The following is an 18,469-nucleotide window of genomic DNA, read 5'->3' on the forward strand; positions in this document are numbered from 1 at the left end:
TGGAAAAGGTATAGACAAAAGGGGTGAGCATCTATGAATCTAGCGTTTACAGAAGAACAAATCATGATGCGAAAAATGGTGCGTGATTTTGCGAAAGCAGAGGTCGAGCCGTTTGTTGATCAGATGGAAAAGGGGATATTTCCAAGAGATCTCATAAATAAAATGGGGGAACTGGGACTAATGGGGATCCCAATTCCGAGCAAATACGATGGGGCTGATATGGACTTTACCTCATATACAATGGCCATACATGAACTAGCAAAGGCAAGTGCGACACTAGCTGTTATCTTATCTGTTCATACATCTGTTGCAACCTATCCGATTTTATCATTTGGAACAGAAAAGCAAAAAGAGAACTATGTCAAAAAGCTGGCAAGTGGAGAGCAATTAGGGGCCTTTTGCTTAACAGAGCCTAGCTCAGGTTCTGATGCGGCCAGCATGAAAACAAAAGCAGTAAAGAAAGATCAGTATTATGTGTTAAATGGTTCAAAGGTGTTCATTACAAATGGTGGAGAAGCAGACACCTATATCGTCTTTGCCAGAACAGGAGAAGGGAAGGCAAGCAACAGCATTTCGGCCTTTATTGTTGAGAAAGATACACTTGGCTTCACAGTTGGTAAGGATGAGCACAAAATGGGCTTGAATGGCTCAAGAACCGTTCAGCTTATTTTTGAAGATGCACAGGTCCCGGTTGAAAATCTGCTCGGCAAGGAAGGGGAAGGCTTTAAAATTGCGATGGCAAACCTTGATGGGGGAAGAATTGGCATCGCTGCACAGGCACTGGGCATTGCAGAGGCAGCATTAGAAAAGGCCACACAATACGCCAAAGAGAGGAAACAATTTGGAAAGCCCATTGCAGCTCAACAAGGTATTTCTTTTAAGCTTGCTGATATGGCAACAAACGTGGAAGCAGCAAAGCTATTAGTCTATCAGGCAGCATGTTTAAAGGATCAAGGATTACCTTGCGGAAAGGAAGCAGCAATGGCTAAATTATTTGCTTCTAAAACGGCGATGGACGTCACCACAGAAGCGATTCAGGTGTTCGGAGGCTATGGCTATACGAAGGATTACCCTGTTGAACGCTATTTCCGTGATGCGAAGGTATGTGAAATTTATGAAGGAACAAGTGAAATCCAACGAATTGTCATTAGCAAGCATTTACTGAACGAACGACGAAAATAACGGGTTTTTTAAAGGGGAGAACAAGATGTACTTTAAGCTGTCAGATGAGCATGAGATGTTAAGAAAAACGGTTCGGGATTTTGCCAAAAAAGAAGTTGAACCAACAGCAGCTGAACGCGATGAACAAGAAAGATTTGATATGAACATTTTTAAGAAAATGGCGAAGTTAGGGTTAACAGGAATCCCTTGGCCTGAGGAGTATGGCGGAATCGGCAGTGACTATTTGGCCTATGTCATTGCGGTTGAGGAACTTTCAAGGGTATGTGCATCAACAGGTGTAACCTTGTCTGCCCACACGTCCTTAGCGGGGTGGCCGTTATATAAGTTTGGCACAGAGGAGCAAAAACAGAAATATTTAACACCGATGGCACTCGGAGAAAAAATTGGTGCATATGGATTAACAGAGCCCGGTTCAGGATCTGATGCTGGCGGTATGCGCACACATGCAAGAGAAGAAGGAGACCACTACGTGTTAAACGGGTCAAAAATTTTCATTACCAACGGAGGAATCGCTGATCTTTATATCGTTTTTGCCATAACAGACCCATCAAGTAAACATAAAGGCACAACCGCGTTTATCATCGAAAAAGACTTTGAAGGTTTTTCGATTGGAAAAAAAGAAAGCAAGCTGGGCATTCGTTCATCACCGACAACAGAAATTATCTTTGAAGAATGTAAAGTCCCGAAGGAGAACATATTAGGTCAAATTGGGGAAGGCTTCAAAATTGCGATGATGACATTAGATGGCGGCAGAAATGGAATCGCAGCTCAGGCGGTAGGAATCGCTCAAGGCGCACTAGATGCAGCGGTTGCCTATGCAAAGGAAAGGGAACAATTCGGCAAGCCTATTGCTGCACAGCAGGGGATTAGCTTCAAGCTTGCCGATATGGCAACGAATATTGAAGCCGCGCGCCTACTAACCTATCAAGCTGCATGGCTTGAATCAGAGGGCATGCCTTATGGAAAAGAATCTGCGATGTCAAAGCTTTTTGCAGGAGATACAGCGATGAAAGTCACAACAGAGGCTGTCCAAGTATTTGGAGGTTACGGCTATACAAAGGATTACCCTGTTGAACGCTACATGAGAGATGCAAAAATCACTCAAATCTATGAAGGAACTCAGGAAATCCAACGACTGGTTATTTCTAGAATGCTAACAAAATAGGAAAAAGTTATTCCTCTAGGCTACAACACTGTTTGAAGCAGTCTGAGGTATCTATGTTAGGTGGGAAACGTAGATGAAAAAACGAGAAGTTGTCGCATCTGTGAAGGATGAAAAACTTATTGAAAAACGAAGGGAGCAAATGATCAAGGGAGCGGTCACTCTTTTTAAAGAAAAAGGATTTCATCGTACGACAACAAGAGAAATTGCTCGAGCTGCAGGCTTTAGTATCGGCACATTATATGAGTATATCCGCACAAAAGAGGATGTGCTGTACTTGGTCTGTGACCGAATTTATGATCAAGTTCACATCAGGCTTGAACAAGATCTTGATACAAAAAAAGGAACTATTGAAAGCTTAAAGCAGGCAATAAGAAATTATTTCAAAGTAATGGATGACATGCAGGATGAAGTCCTTGTCATGTACCAGGAAGCGAAATCTCTATCAAAAGATGCACTTCCATATGTGTTAAAAAAGGAAATCGAAATGGTTGAAATGTTTAAAAACATTATTGATAGCTGTGTCAGAAATGGAGAACTGACTCTTTCAGAAAAAGAATCAGAACTAATCGCGCACAATATTTTTGTTCAAGGACAAATGTGGGGGTTTCGAAGGTGGGCACTCCAGAAAATATATACGATTGAGGAATATATTGAGCTGCAAACAAAGGTGATTTTACAAGGGGTAGGAGAGAAATCAAACGAACAAAGAGGTGATTAGATGGCAGTTACAGAAGTGTATAAACCGGCACATGCGATTCGATTTGTCACAGCATCCAGCTTATTTGATGGACACGATGCATCCATCAACATTATGCGTCGGATTTTACAAGCAAGTGGAGCAGAAGTGATTCATTTAGGACATAATCGTTCCGTAGAAGAAATTGTATCTGCTGCTATTCAGGAGGATGTCCAAGGAATTGCGATTTCTTCTTATCAAGGAGGACATGTTGAATTTTTTAAATACATGTATGATTTGCTCCAGGAAAAAGGAGCAGGGCATATCCGTCTTTTTGGCGGCGGTGGCGGCGTCATTATTCCCAGAGAAATAAAAGAGCTCCACGAGTACGGAATCGCAAAGATTTTTTCACCTGAAGACGGGCGGGAGCTAGGCTTACAGGGAATGATTAATTACATGTTAAAGGAATGTGATTTTTCAACCGTAGGAAATGATGATATCGAAATTGACCAGCTCAGAACTGGTGATACGAAAACTGTTGCAAAGCTGATTTCCTATGCAGAGGCAAAAATTTCACAGCAATCATTACCTGAAAAAGTAGAACCTATTTTCCAGGAAATGATCTCAGAACAAAAGCAGATACCTGTACTTGGAATCACAGGGACGGGTGGAGCAGGAAAAAGCTCGCTAACAGATGAATTAATTAGACGATTTCTAAATGAAATCGAAGATATTCGGATTGCTGTTTTATCCGTAGATCCTACAAAGCAAAAAACAGGGGGAGCTTTGCTAGGAGACCGAATTCGAATGAATGCCATTTTTTCACCAAAGGTGTTCATGAGAAGCTTAGCAACTCGTCAGTCAAAGTCAGAGCTTTCACTCGCTATTCATGATGCGATTTCCATCGTGAAATCAGCAGGGTTTGACCTAGTGATTGTAGAAACGAGTGGAATCGGGCAAGGTGATGCGGAGATAGCCGAGATCTGTGATCTTTCCATGTATGTGATGACAAGTGAATTTGGAGCACCATCTCAATTAGAAAAGATCGATATGCTCGATTATGCAGACCTAGTCGTCATTAATAAATTTGAACGAAAAGGCTCAGAGGATGCGAAGCGTCAAGTGCAAAAGCAATATCAACGCAGCCGGATGTTATTTGATAAAAGTCTTGATGAAATGCCTGTTTATGGCACGATTGCAAGTCAGTTTAATGATCTCGGAACAAATACTTTATTTGCCAGACTTTTAGAGTTAATCAATGAAAAGACGGGCTTGAATTGGCAAACGACTTTACCAGTTGTCAAAGAGGTCGAAAAACAAAACGTCATCATCCCGCCGGAGCGAAGATATTATTTAAGAGAAATTAGTGAAACAGTAAGAAACTATCATCTCCAAGCAGAAAAGCAATCAGAGATTGCAACAAAGCTTTTCCAAGTGAAAGGAGCTCTGGAAGCTTTAAGGGAGCATGAACAGAATGAACAGGTTATAACATCTTTACAAGCTCTTCAAGAAAAACTTGAGCACCAGCTGACACCATATTCAAAGGAATTATTATCGAATTGGCCAAGATTGCGGGAAAAATATGCCCAAAATGAATTCACAACCGTGATCCGCAATAAGGAAATTGTAACAAAGCTACGTACTACATCTCTTTCTGGATTGTCTATTCCGAAAGTTTCATTACCAAAATACAGAAACGATGGCGATATTTTGGTGTGGTTATATAAAGAAAACGTTCCGGGGGCTTTTCCTTTTACAGCAGGTGTTTTCCCTTTTAAACGTGAAGGGGAAGATCCTAAGCGTCAATTCGCTGGAGAAGGAACTCCAGCACGGACAAATCGCCGTTTTCATTATTTATCAAAAGATGATACGGCAAAACGTCTGAGTACTGCCTTTGATTCTGTTACTTTATATGGAGAGGATCCTGCCTACCGACCTGATATTTATGGGAAAATCGGAGAAAGCGGTGTAAGTGTATGTACGCTTGAGGATATGAAAAAGCTATATGAAGGCTTTGACCTTTGTGCGCCATCCACCTCAGTATCGATGACAATTAACGGTCCTGCCCCAATTATTTTGGCGATGTTTATGAACACGGCGATTGATCAGCAGGTGAAAAAGAAGGAAGCGGAATTAGGTCGTCTATTAACAGCTCAAGAGCTAGATGAAGTAAAGGCCTACACGCTCCAAACCGTAAGAGGAACCGTTCAGGCTGATATTTTAAAAGAAGATCAAGGACAAAATACATGTATTTTTTCAACGGAATTTGCCTTAAGGCTAATGGGAGATATTCAGCAGTATTTTATCGATCATAAAGTGAGAAATTATTATTCCGTGTCGATCTCCGGCTATCATATTGCAGAAGCTGGGGCAAATCCTATTTCTCAACTCGCCTTTACGCTTTCTAACGGATTTACGTATGTAGAATATTACTTGAGCAGAGGAATGGATATTGATTCATTTGCTCCAAATCTGTCTTTCTTCTTTAGCAATGGGTTAGATCCTGAATACACAGTAATCGGACGTGTAGCACGAAGAATTTGGGCGACAGTGATGAGAGACAAATATGGCGCAAATGAACGAAGTCAAAAATTAAAGTATCATGTCCAAACATCCGGGCGCTCTCTTCATGCACAAGAAATTGATTTTAATGATATTCGCACAACACTTCAGGCATTGATGGCTCTTCATGATAATTGCAATTCTCTGCACACCAATGCTTACGATGAAGCCATTACAACGCCAACAGAAGAATCTGTTCGCCGCGCGATGGCGATCCAGATGATTATTACAAAAGAACACGGATTAACAAAAAATGAAAACCCTCTTCAAGGTTCGTTTATTATAGAAGAATTAACTGATTTGGTGGAAGAAGCGGTCTTAAAGGAATTCGACCGAATCAATGAACGCGGGGGAGTACTTGGGGCGATGGAAACCCAGTATCAACGCGGAAAAATCCAGGATGAATCCATGTACTATGAAATGAAAAAGCATACCGGAGAGCTTCCAATTATTGGAGTTAACACCTACTTAAACCCTAATCCTCCATCTGAAGAAATGATGGATACGATGGAGCTTGCACGTGCATCAAAAGAGGAAAAAGAAACACAAATTCAAAACCTCCAAGCATTCCAACAAGCACATGAACATGAGGTAAGTGAAGCATTAGAAAAATTAAAACATACAGCGATTCATAACGGAAATATCTTTGCCGAACTAATGGAAACAGTCAAAGTCGCAAGCCTCGGACAAATCACACAAGCCCTATACGAAGTTGGCGGACAATACAGACGAAATATGTAAAAGCAAACAGAGAAACCGGTCAGCATCGGTTTCTTTTCTAGTTGTAAAATCTCAGGGGTAAATATGCGATGTCGAATGTTTTGTAGTAATACTTCTTTTTATATCAGTTAATATCGTACAATTTACTAAAGGCTCTTTTCCTATTGAATACTAATTTTAAAAAAACGTTAGTGGAATGGAGCGGAAGGTGCGAGACTCCTGCGGGAGCAGCGGGACAGGTGAGACCCCGCAAGCGTTAGCGCTGAGGAGGCTCACCACCCACCCCGCGGAAAGCGAGTATCCTGGAGCTGCAATCAACCACCGCAATACAAATTATTTCGGGAAATAAAATTAACGAAAATAGACAAGTTGAAAACAACCAAATTTTTAAATGTAAAGGTGGCATAAAGCGCTAGAAATTGTTTATAATGAATGGTATGATTTGTTAGGTTTATTTTGTACATAGATTTTTACTTTAAAATGGCTTCTTATCCTATATGGAAAGGAATAAGAAATTAGCCGATAGATAATGATGACCTTGAAAGGGAGTGCCGGAACTTGAGTCTAAAACAATTAACTGACGAGCAAATAAAAGAAATGGCAATGGTTGAAGTAGCATATGAGCTATTTGAAGAAAGCAAAAAACCTTATGTATTCAGTGAATTAGTAGAAGAAATAAAAGGTTTACTAGGATTAACGCAACAACAAGTCGAGGATAAAATCGCCCAATTCTATACAGATATTAACATCGATGGACGTTTTATTTGTGTAGGAGAAAATATGTGGGGACTGCGTACATGGTACCCATATGAGCAAATCGAAGAAGAAATTGTCCCAGTCGCTAAGCCGAAGAAGAAAAAGGCTAAGAAAACGGATGATGATGAAGATCTAGATGATGTATACGATGAGCTTGAAGAAGACCTAGACTATGATGTTCTAGATGACTTCGATGACACGGACGATGAAGACGAAGAAGATGAAGATTTCGATGATTTAGATGATACAGATGATGATCTAGAAGATGACGATCTCATTGACGATGATGAGGACTATGATCTAGATGACGAAGAAGAAGACGAAGATTTTGACGACTTGGATGAAGAAGAAAAATAAAAAGAATTCGTCTTGACTTTCTTTTTCTAACTAGGTAGAATCTATTTTGGGCTCTTAAAAAGCAATTGTTTTATCAATTACACAATTACAGCTCCCTTTCAAATGTTTTGGAAGGGAGCTTTCTTATTTTATACTTTAAGAATATTTAACTTTATTAAAGGATTAAAGTATAAGAAAAGACATCGACTTCCTCCATTCTTGGCGGTAAGTCGTGATTTTCTAATATGAAAGCTTCTATATAGTAGATGTGATTTGGGACAAGCTTTTTATCAGATGAACTCCAAATTGTATCCACTTTTATGTTATTAAATGATTTTTTCATCTTTTGCACAAAATAAAAACATACAAGCTTCTGAGGGGGAAGACCATGACAAAGTATATTTTTGTAACAGGTGGCGTTGTGTCATCTCTAGGAAAAGGGATCACCGCTGCATCACTAGGAAGATTATTAAAAAACCGTGGCATGAGTGTAACGATTCAGAAATTTGATCCTTACATAAATGTTGACCCAGGGACAATGAGTCCATATCAGCATGGGGAAGTGTTTGTAACAGGTGACGGCGCTGAGACTGACTTAGACTTAGGTCACTATGAGCGTTTTATTGATGTAAATTTAACTAAATTTAACAACGTGACAACAGGAAGAATTTATTCAACTGTCTTAAAGAAAGAGCGTCGCGGAGATTATCTTGGAGGAACTGTTCAGGTTATTCCGCACATTACAAATGAAATTAAAGAGCGTGTTTTCCGTGCAGGAAAAGAAACAGGCGCAGATGTTGTTATCACTGAGATTGGCGGGACAGTAGGTGATATTGAGTCACTTCCATTCCTTGAAGCGATTCGCCAAATTAAGAGTGATATCGGCCGTGATAATGTGATGTACATTCACTGTACGCTTGTACCTTATATCAAAGCTGCTGGTGAATTGAAAACAAAACCAACACAACATAGTGTAAAAGAATTACGCAGCTTGGGAATTCAGCCAAATATCATCGTTGTTCGTACAGAAATGCCAATTTCTCAGGACATGAAAGACAAAATCGCATTATTCTGTGACATTGATACAAACGCGGTTATTGAATGCCGTGATGCGGAAACTCTTTACTCTATTCCATTAGATCTGCAAGCGCAAAACCTTGATACAATTGTTTGTAACCATTTAAAACTTAACTGTAATGAAGCGGATATGACAGAATGGAAAGAGCTTGTACAGCGTGTAACAAACCTTTCTAAAACAACGAAAATTGGTCTTGTTGGTAAATATGTTGAACTTCAAGATGCCTATATTTCTGTTGTTGAAGCATTACGCCATGCAGGTTATGCATTTGACTCAGATATTGAAATCAAATGGGTAAATGCTGAAAAGTTAACAAAAGAAACCGTAACAGAAGAGCTTTCAGATGTTGATGGTATTTTAGTACCTGGCGGATTTGGCGATCGTGGCGTAGAAGGGAAAATCCTTGCTACAACATATGCACGTGAAAACAAAGTACCATTCTTAGGAATTTGCTTAGGTATGCAAGTAGCGTCAATTGAATATGCACGTAATGTTTTAGGATTAGAAGGTGCGAATTCATCTGAAATTGATCCAGATACTAAATACCCTGTTATCGATCTTCTGCCAGAGCAAAAGGATATTGAAGATTTAGGTGGAACACTGCGTCTTGGTTTATCTCCAAGTAAGCTTCAAGAAGGGACTCGTGCATTTGAAGCATATCAAGATGAGGTGATCTATGAACGTCACCGTCACCGCTATGAATTCAATAACGAATACCGTCAGGCGATGGAAGATGCTGGATTTGTCTTCTCTGGAACAACTCCGGACGGACGTTTAGTAGAAATCGTAGAGCTTAAAGACCATCCGTGGTTTGTGGCTTCACAATTCCACCCGGAATTCACATCTAGACCAACTAGACCACAACCGCTATTCCGTGACTTCGTTCGCGCGTCACTAACAGCAGCAGAAAAATTATAAAACAAAGCAAAAACTACCTTCACTTACTTTTAAAAGTGATTTGAGGGTAGTTTTTTATTTTTTCTAAAGCTGTTTTCGTGATAGAGCGGAAGGCACTTGACTGCCCCGCAAGCCGAGGAGGCTCAGCTTCCTCCCCGGCAAACCTTGTGTCTGGAGCGCAATGGAACGAACAAATTTTATATTTAACATTTTTAAAAAACAAAAAGTATGCGAAAACAACCTTTCTAAAAGAAATATTGTTTTTATAGCAAAAACAATGTAGGTCAATAGAAGAATAATATTCTAATATATCATTTCTATAAGGGCATAAAAGTGAATTGAATTATATGAAAATTCATAGTAATGTTAAAAGTAGCTAGAAAAAAACAATGGTGAATACAAATAGAGGTATACGATGAATCTAACGATTAAAGATATTGCAAATATGGCTGGGGTTTCTCCAGGAACTGTATCGAAAATCATCAATAACTATAGTGGTATTAGTGAGAGCACAAGGAAAAAGGTCATGGATATCATCAATGAAACAGGTTATCAGCCAACCTTCTTTGCAAAAGCTCTAGCAACGAAAAAATCAAATCTAATAGGTCTCATCTATGCTGGAAAAGTGAATGTCGATTTCACCCATCCCTTTTTTAATGAAGTTGTCACATCCTTTAAAAAAGCGATTGGATTACTAGGCTACGACATTATCATGTTTTCGAATGAACAATTTTCAAAAAGCCATGAGAGTTATTTAGCAAGATGCCGCCATTTCAACGTTGATGGTTGTGTCATTATTGCAGGTGAGGAAATTGAAGATGCAATTTACGAACTTGTAAGGGAAGATGTTCCTTGTTTAGGTATTGACCTGGAGTTACAAGGACCTAAAGCAAGCTATGTTATGAGTGATAATGTGAATCTTGCCAAGAAAGTTGTTCAACACTTTTATGCACAAGGAATTCAGGATATTGGAATTATTGGAGGAAGAGAACATTTTCCTATTACCGAGCTTCGTGAAAAGGGCTTTAAAGAAGCCATGAATCAACTAGGTCTCAGCATTCATCCGGGCTGGTTGAAGTATGGTGACTTCAAGGAAGAAAGCGGCTATAATGCCATGAAAGAAATGCTAGAGACATCTACATATCCAAAAGCAGTTTTTGCAACTTCTGATTTAATGGCGTTCGGTGCAATTAAGGCGATTAAAGAGAAGGGATTAAAAGTTCCAGAAGATATCTCAGTCATTGGTTGTGATGATATAGATGCCTGCCGTTACAGCAGCCCGAATCTATCAACAGTTAAACAAAATAAAGAGCAATTAGGAAAACTGGCAGCCCGTATGTTAAACGATTTAATTCATGGAAAAACAGACTTAAAACCTGTTTTTATTGATACTGAACTGATCATAAGGGAATCTAGTGAAAAGTAAAGGAGGTCAGCTCATCATGGGCTGATCTTTTTATTGTGGAAAATAATGGGGATTTATGAACCTATGGCTACCTGCAGTTCTTATGGATTAGATATATCGACATAATCATACTTATGAAACATGCTCATTTCGTTTCTTTTTATACTAATGTGTAAGTCCTTTTTCTTATTTCTAAGAAACTGATTATATACCTTAAAAAGCATCTTGGATATGATTTCTCTTATAAGAATTCCTTGCGTTGAAAAGTAGTGATCGATAGTGGGGAAAAATGTTACAAACTGCATATATCTTCGTAACTGCTTCCCTTTCAATTGTTCTAAAAAATGAAAGTGTTTTCAACGAGGTGAGACACCGGTCTTTTTTAAGGAGGTGGTGTGATGAGAGAAAGAGATGAGGATTGATATTATTTAGGAAACCAGTGCTAAAAACTTTAAGAGGGGGTAATATGTTGAAATTTAAAAGCACCATAATCTGTCTAGTAGTTATATCATTTTTTACATCATCGTTATTATTTGGGATGAATTCATTAGTACATGCAACAGAAATTGATTCTATACCAAATACAACAAGAAGTTTTAAGGACTATGACAATAGTTATCTTTCCGTAACAGGTTATGCATCATCTGGGGTAAATGACCGAAGCCGTTACATTGATACTCCTTATTATCGTCAGGTTAAAACGGAAAGAGAGTTTTTGCAGGCTATTTTGGATGCTGAAAATGGCCGTGTGAAAGTAATAGAAGTGGCGAAAGATCTAAACTTAGGGTGGAAGGCATTAAATTTAAGTTCAGAAGAAGCCAAAAAATATCGGTTTATAAGAAATTATCGGGATCCTATGAACGGATTTACAAATCCGAAGTTAGCAACGTCCGGTGTTTCACAACTAGATATAAATAATGTGGATGGGCTAACGATCTTTTCAAAAAAAGGGAAAACCATTAGAAGTGCTGAATTTAAATTACAAAGATCAACGAATGATATTGTGATAAGAAATCTAAATTTTGATGGAATGTGGCAATGGGATGACACTGGAAAACATAAGGAAGTAGGCTGGACATTTATTAAAATAAATGGGGCAAATAATGTATGGATTGACCACTGTAAATTCACTATTGCAGCAGATGGATTAATTGATACAGAGAATGGTGGTTCTAATATTACCATCTCTTGGTCTGAATTCGGATTACCTGCAAATGAAAATCCGCCAGAAGATAGTGATATTTATCAATCGATCCAGTATATGGAAGGGAAGTATGCTTCAAATGAGCTTAATTCCGAGAGTGTATATTATAGCATGCGCAAAGGCGGTGCGACCAAAGAGCAGATCATGGCATATGCTGCCTACCACAGCAAGGTGCATTTAAGTGGTTCAGGAGATAAAGACTATATGAATTATGTGAGCAGTAGTGGTACGGAAATAAAGGATGGCAATCAAAGAATCCGTATAACGCTGGCCTATAACCGTTATACCAATATCGGGCAGAGAATACCAATGATTCGTCAAGGTACGGGTCATATGTACAACTGTTATCTTGATAACTCAACTCATTATGATGTATTAGAAAATGTAAGTGCTATTGCTGAATACGGAACTGATACTCTGTCACGGGCACTTAATGCAAGAAATGGAGCTTCTATTGCAGCAGATACCTGTGTATTCCATGATATTAACGAGCCAATTACAGGTGCTGAAATTCAAGGATTAGATACTAAAAACATGGATGAACAATGGGCTGAGCTATTTCAAAGCGCCTATAACAGAAATTTAATTGTTAACTCCCGCATAACAAATAAATACGGAGATTATACAGGTAGCAGCTGGGACAATAATGGAGAAAATCTATTTAATAAAGGATTTACATGGTATGACAAATCTACGATAGGAAATTGGGCATGGTCTTCACATATTGTGGGAAGCGAGAATATGAGTAAAATGAATCCGCCGACTGATCCATTTACTATTGGCTATGATTTTAACGAGGAGTTACCATATAACTATCATGTACTGCCATTAAATAGTGTCGTGACAACACTTACAAACTATGCAGGGGTAAACAAAGTGAATTTGAGTCCAATAGATTGGTTAAAAACTGATTATCGTTCTAAGAGAATGGAAGAATGACTAGAGATTTTTTCTGTTTAGCGAGCGGGAGTGTTTATTGAATAACGAGGAAAAGGGTGGAACATATTAGTTTGCTTAATATGTTTCGCCCTTTTTTTGACTTTTTATATATTAGGTCTTGGTGATTTACAAATTATTAAAATTTTTCTAAAAATCTACAAAAAATTCTATATCTAAATACGACCTTAAGAATTATAATATTCTAGATATTATATAAATAATCTTAGGGGGAAAAGGAATGAAGCGTTTATTATCGGTGCTTTTGGCTGTTTTACTTGGATTTGGACTTTTACCTGTTTCAACTTTTGCAATTGAGTCGAACGAACCTGAATTTGAAAAGTTTTTAAAGGGTATTGGCTGGGACAAGCAAGAATATATCAATTATATTGAAAGTAAAGAATGGTATTTAAAAGATTTTGAGTCTATTGATCAGCTTGGAACCCCTCTTATGGAAAAATCTATTCAACCTGTACTTGAGAGATTTGAATTGACCCGTGATGAGTTAAATGAGCTTCTTGTCGAATATGGTGATATTGAAGAAGGTCAGGATGTATTAGATGGAACATACATTATTTTTGAAGAAGAACTTTTTGAATATGTAGATTTTTATTTAAATGACATGGAAGGAACTCCAATTGATGAAGAAAACCTTCAGATTCTTCTTGATGAATATGGCTTTGACTCAAAAGAAGATCTTGAACAGTTTTTAAATGAAAATGACGATTCTATTGAAAACTATGAATATATTGAAGATCTAGAGTTGACTGTTGACTTTTATGTAAACGGTGACGAGTATTTAGACGAAATTTATGGGCTTTTTACAGAGATAGGTCTAACTGATAAGGAAGTTGAAAACCTGTTTGCTCATCTTGAAACGCTCGATTTTGAAGATCCTGCTTTTTTAGAAAAACTGATCGAGCTTAGCGATAGAATGATGGCGTTTGAGGATTTTGAATCTGCTGAAGAACTATCTGCAAAACAAATCGCAGAGCTTTTTGATATTTTTAGTGACATGCTTGATCTTTTCCAAATAGAAACAAAGTATTATCTTGTTAAAGATGGTGAAAAACAAGCAGTGTCATTTGAAACTTTGATGACAATGGATACTACAAACGGTTATGATCTATTAATTGAAATATATAACAAACAAGGCGAGTTTCTTGCTGATATCCTGTTAACAGCCGACATGTTTGGCTCCGAATTAATAAAGGAAACGGGAAAAGACATTAAGCAAGCAGAGGAAATTGTAACAAAGAATCAAAACGTATCTGAAGGACCAAAGGCAGTGAAACCATCTGTCAAAACAGTCAAAGGAGGCAAGCTGCCAAAGACAGCTTCTGACCATGCTAGAAATGCTATAGCTGGACTTGCACTTGTTTTAGTTGGTTTTGCTATGTTCCGACGTTTAAAAGCTAAAGGAATTTCATAAATGAGAAGGACAAGAAAAAGCAAGAGGAGCAGACGCCCAAAACGTTTGCTTCTTCTTTCTATATCTGTTTCGTTTATTTTGTTTGGATTGTGGTTTGGCAGTACAAATGCTTATACTTTTTTAAAAGGATATCTTCTTTTTAAAACAGGTCAAGTTGATGCTGAGAATAATAAAGTAAAGTCAGATTTGAATGAGACTATTGAGAAGGAACAAATTAAAGAGCAAGAGCAGAAACCTCTTTACCCTGAACGTCCTGAAAAGGGTGAAAATATTGGGGAGCTTATTATTCCAAAATTAGAGGCAAAGCTACCAATCTATCACGGAACAGCTGAAGAAGAACTGGAAAAAGGAGTGGGACATTTCGCAGGTAGTGTTCTGCCTGGTGAAAAAGATAATTCCGTCCTATCAGGGCATCGCGATACAGTGTTTCGAAAGCTTGGTGAAGTGGGAAAAGGCGACCTTTTAGTTGTTAAAACATCTGCAGGAGAATTTACGTATAAAGTGAAGAAGGTACGTATTGTTGACAAGGACGACCGAACAGTCATTGTGCCGAAACCAAGAGCAACACTAACTGTATCTACATGCTACCCGTTTGATTTTATCGGGGCATCACCAGAGCGCTATATCCTCGTCGCAGATCTAATTTCATCAAAACTTTAAAGTTCATCACCAAAGAGATTTGAACGCAAGTATCACTCTTCGAAATAAAGCGTTGCGAATGAACCGCCGGAACTGTGGGGATAGCCTAAAATCGTCGCTTTGCATGAAAGAATAAAATAAAATTAAGAACATTTGTTCTTTTGTGAATATCTTACTTTATTTCACAATAAGATGAACTATCATCTGTGAAATGAGGGGATAAGGTTGGCGAATGAAACTGTCATCACAAGAGAGATGCTAGCTCATTTTCTCGAACTTCAGCATAAGAAAAAAGAAGTCGAAACAGAAATTGATGAATTGAAGAGAGCTTTTAATGAATATTTTGATTTGTCGGTGGGTAAAAACGTTAAAGGAGAAATGGTCCTGCGGGATTACAAATTGCAAAGACAAATAAGAAATACAGTGAAATTTCAACAGCAACAGACCGTAAAAAGGCTTGAAGAGTTAAATTTGCTCGATCTTATAGAAAAAAAGCCTGATGAAGGGAAAATAAAATCAGCCATCCAACTAGGACTGCTACATGAAGAAGATTTAGAAGGCTGCAAAACAATAAATACTTCCCAAGCTATTTATGTAAAATACTTATCAACCAAGTAAACACTGGAGAAAATAGGTTAACCCTGTCCTAAATTTTTAGAACAGGGTTATTCACTTTTTGTCACTTTACTCCTCGTCATATTCACTTAAAATTTCATTTATTGTAAACTTTAGAGAATAATACACATATAAAGCTGTCATCAGTGCAGGATAGCCGTATCTTTGACCATCATCACCGGGAATTAGCGGTTGACGTAATTTTGTATCAATATGAAAATCTGTTACTGCCTCTAATCCTGCAGCTTCTCCCTTCACAATGGCAGATACCCCAACAGTTGGAATACCCATATCTGCTAGCTGTTTTGCAAGTGAAATAGCATTAGAGTCTGTTGAACGGTATGAAAAAAGGAGAACTCGGTCTGCTTGAGCCAGTTCTTTCATTTTGCCATTTTCGTCAAGTAGCGCTTCAGTTCGAAGCAGTGGCTCACTACTGTTCTTTGCTTCTATCGCAATGCTATGTAACTCATTGTGTCCATAAATATATAGTGTTCCTTCACCCATAAACGCTTGAGCCAATAGCCTCGCACTATCCTCTATAGAAAATTCCTCTTGGTCTAAGATCCGGTTGAAATGACCTGTTAATTGTGTTGTAAATATTTTCATCATAAGAGACAATCTCCTTTCATGTATCGTATATTATAGCGATAATAAGGTAGAGAAGAAAGTCAATAGTATTGAAGTATCGCTTTTATGATAAGCTTAAATCGATAAAGAAAAGTCTATAATATGACAATACGGTCAGAAATTGTCGAGAAAAGAAAAAGAAAACATGCAGGGAAAAAAAGGTTTGAGACGAATTAGTTATGTAGATTGCGCAAGTAGGTAAAAAATTTACCTTTCGTTATGAGTAATGGAGTGATTGTTGAGCGGGAGTTTTAAGCTTTTTTTCTATTTATATTAGATTAACTATAAAACATTAGAGGAGTATGCAGGATGCTAAAAGAAAAGATCTTAATTGTGGATGATCAGTATGGAATTCGTATTTTATTAAATGAGGTATTTCAAAAAGAAGGATATCAAACATTTCAAGCAGCAAATGGATTTCAAGCGTTAGAGATTGTGGAAAATCACTCACCAGATTTAGTATTGCTTGATATGAAAATACCTGGAATGGACGGTATTGAAATTTTAAAACGAATGAAGGTTGTTGATCAAGATATCCGTGTGATCATCATGACAGCTTATGGCGAGCTGGATATGATCCAAGAAGCAAAAGACTTAGGGGCACTTACACATTTCGCAAAGCCTTTTGATATCGATGAGATCAGAGATGCGGTAAAGAAATATTTACCACTTAAAGCGAACTAATCCACTTATATGCAGGGGAAAACCTTATAGGTAAAGGTTTAGTATAAATGAAGCACGTTTGATTTTGTCAAACCCCGTAACATTATATTACTCAAATATATGTCGAATTGTTGCCGTTTTGTGAAGATATTGGTATGCTATAAGATGTGAAAAGTGATCATGCGAAGTTTACATATAAGGGAATTATTTGGTCATGCTAGGTATGATATACTTTTCTGTATAAGAAAATAAGGTCTAAATAAGGTCAATTAGGAGGATTTTCGACATGCCTTTAGTTTCAATGACAGAAATGCTTAACAAAGCAAAAGACGCAGGATATGCAGTAGGTCAATTTAACATCAATAACCTTGAGTTCACTCAAGCAATTCTGCAAGCAGCTCAAGAAGAAAACTCACCAGTTATTCTTGGTGTATCTGAAGGTGCTGGACGTTACATCGGCGGCTTCAAAACAGTTGTTAAAATGGTAGAAGGTCTTATCGAAGACTACAATATCACTGTTCCTGTAGCGATTCATCTTGATCATGGTTCAAGCTTTGAAAAATGTAAAGAAGCAATTGATGCAGGATTTACATCTGTTATGATCGATGCTTCACACCACCCATTTGAAGAGAATGTTGAAACAACTGCTAAGGTTGTTGAGTACGCTCATGCAAAAGGTGTATCTGTAGAAGCTGAGCTTGGAACTGTTGGTGGACAAGAAGATGACGTTGTAGCAGAAGGCGTAATCTATGCTGATCCACAAGAATGTAATGAGCTAGTAAAACGTACTGGTATTGATTGCCTAGCACCAGCACTTGGTTCTGTTCACGGACCATACAAAGGCGAGCCAAACTTAGGATACAAAGAAATGGAAGAAATTGCGAATCTTACAAACATGCCATTAGTATTACACGGTGGTACTGGTATCCCAACAAAAGATATCCAAAAAGCTATTTCTTTCGGTACAGCGAAAATCAATGTTAACACTGAGAACCAAATTGCTTCTGCAAAAGTAGTACGTGAAGTGTTAGCTGCGAAGCCAAACGAATACGATCCACGTAAATACTTAGGACCAGCTCGTGACGCTATTAAAGAAACTGTTATCGGTAAAATGCGTGAATTCGGTTCTTCTAATAAAGCTTAATCCTATCATGGATAACTTTATAGCCGCCTTTCTTATTAAAGGCGGTTATATTCTGAATATTAAGAAAGCGCTAACAATAATCTATACATCCTCCTAATTCTTTACCTAGAAGACTAATCTTGATAGAATAATAGTTGGACGGACTCGCTTGTGCTTGTCCGTTTTCAATTTTAGTCCTGCTAATAAATCTTCAAAATGAATATCCACAAAGTAATTTAAGGGTTTTTTTAATCTTCTACAATTGATAACCGAAAACCAAACGTATAACAAGAGGAAATGTCGCATTTCTTAATAGTAAAACATTGTTGTCCCGCCTAATAGATGGTTTAATAATAGGAGGATGGTATGATTCATTTTGCCAAAATTAGTACATAAGTATAATTCTTATGTATTTACAGAAGAATTAAGGGCAATAAAATAGATAAACAGCTT

The 18,469-nt window shown here is 37.9% G+C and carries 14 protein-coding genes; 13 read left to right on the forward strand and 1 reads right to left on the reverse strand.

All coding sequences use genetic code 11. From position 1 onward, the window contains the following. Positions 1 to 33 precede the first annotated feature (33 nt). The 11 genes from AC4GZ8_RS17130 (at position 34) to AC4GZ8_RS17180 (ending at position 15,606) form a co-directional block, all read left to right on the forward strand. The gene (locus AC4GZ8_RS17130; protein WP_491083109.1) at positions 34 to 1,182 is read left to right on the forward strand and encodes an acyl-CoA dehydrogenase; all 1,149 of its coding nucleotides are present in this window, start codon (positions 34 to 36) and stop codon (positions 1,180 to 1,182) included. A 25-nt stretch (positions 1,183 to 1,207) separates the two neighbouring features. Then, a complete protein-coding gene (locus AC4GZ8_RS17135) occupies positions 1,208 to 2,347 on the forward strand; it encodes an acyl-CoA dehydrogenase (RefSeq protein WP_491083110.1) in 1,140 nt (379 codons plus the stop codon). A 73-nt stretch (positions 2,348 to 2,420) separates the two neighbouring features. Next, positions 2,421 to 3,065 (forward strand): TetR/AcrR family transcriptional regulator, encoded by a 645-nt coding sequence (locus AC4GZ8_RS17140; protein WP_491083111.1) that lies wholly within the window; start codon positions 2,421 to 2,423, stop codon positions 3,063 to 3,065. Beyond that, positions 3,066 to 6,326, forward strand: coding sequence for a fused isobutyryl-CoA mutase/GTPase IcmF (icmF, locus tag AC4GZ8_RS17145; RefSeq protein WP_491083112.1), 3,261 nt, complete (start codon positions 3,066 to 3,068; stop codon positions 6,324 to 6,326). Between the two features lie 537 nt (positions 6,327 to 6,863). After that, positions 6,864 to 7,418: a DNA-directed RNA polymerase subunit delta gene (gene rpoE / locus AC4GZ8_RS17150; protein WP_491083113.1), complete on the forward strand. Its 555-nt coding sequence runs from the start codon at positions 6,864 to 6,866 to the stop codon at positions 7,416 to 7,418. A 367-nt stretch (positions 7,419 to 7,785) separates the two neighbouring features. Then, complete coding sequence (pyrG, locus tag AC4GZ8_RS17155; RefSeq protein WP_491083114.1) at positions 7,786 to 9,393, forward strand: CTP synthase; 1,608 nt, start codon at positions 7,786 to 7,788, stop codon at positions 9,391 to 9,393. Positions 9,394 to 9,787: 394 nt separating this feature from the next. Then, a complete protein-coding gene (locus tag AC4GZ8_RS17160; RefSeq protein WP_491083115.1) occupies positions 9,788 to 10,798 on the forward strand; it encodes a LacI family DNA-binding transcriptional regulator in 1,011 nt (336 codons plus the stop codon). A 448-nt stretch (positions 10,799 to 11,246) separates the two neighbouring features. Beyond that, positions 11,247 to 12,920, forward strand: coding sequence for a pectate lyase family protein (locus AC4GZ8_RS17165; protein ID WP_491083116.1), 1,674 nt, complete (start codon positions 11,247 to 11,249; stop codon positions 12,918 to 12,920). 238 nt (positions 12,921 to 13,158) lie between these two features. After that, positions 13,159 to 14,349 carry a processed acidic surface protein gene (locus AC4GZ8_RS17170; RefSeq protein WP_491083117.1) on the forward strand — a complete coding sequence of 397 codons (1,191 nt, stop codon included), beginning with the start codon at positions 13,159 to 13,161 and terminating at the stop codon, positions 14,347 to 14,349. After that, on the forward strand, positions 14,350 to 15,009 hold the full coding sequence (locus AC4GZ8_RS17175; RefSeq protein WP_491083118.1) for a class D sortase: 660 nt from the start codon (positions 14,350 to 14,352) through the stop codon (positions 15,007 to 15,009). 204 nt (positions 15,010 to 15,213) lie between these two features. After that, positions 15,214 to 15,606 (forward strand): hypothetical protein, encoded by a 393-nt coding sequence (locus AC4GZ8_RS17180; RefSeq protein WP_491083119.1) that lies wholly within the window; start codon positions 15,214 to 15,216, stop codon positions 15,604 to 15,606. Between the two features lie 66 nt (positions 15,607 to 15,672). Here AC4GZ8_RS17180 and AC4GZ8_RS17185 read toward each other — a convergent pair whose 3' ends face one another. Beyond that, entirely contained in the window at positions 15,673 to 16,212 is a 540-nt protein-coding gene (locus AC4GZ8_RS17185; protein ID WP_491083120.1) for a DUF2529 family protein, read from the reverse strand. A gap of 327 nt (positions 16,213 to 16,539) precedes the next feature. Between AC4GZ8_RS17185 and AC4GZ8_RS17190 the strand changes: the two genes are divergently transcribed. Both AC4GZ8_RS17190 and AC4GZ8_RS17195 read left to right on the forward strand, forming a co-directional pair. Further along, positions 16,540 to 16,914, forward strand: coding sequence for a response regulator (locus AC4GZ8_RS17190; RefSeq protein ID WP_216775118.1), 375 nt, complete (start codon positions 16,540 to 16,542; stop codon positions 16,912 to 16,914). Positions 16,915 to 17,179: 265 nt separating this feature from the next. Further along, positions 17,180 to 18,037, forward strand: coding sequence for a class II fructose-bisphosphate aldolase (locus AC4GZ8_RS17195; RefSeq protein ID WP_491083121.1), 858 nt, complete (start codon positions 17,180 to 17,182; stop codon positions 18,035 to 18,037). Positions 18,038 to 18,469: the final 432 nt, after the last annotated feature.

It is taken from the genome of Metabacillus sp. RB-C-LZQ-3-1 (assembly GCF_058315175.1).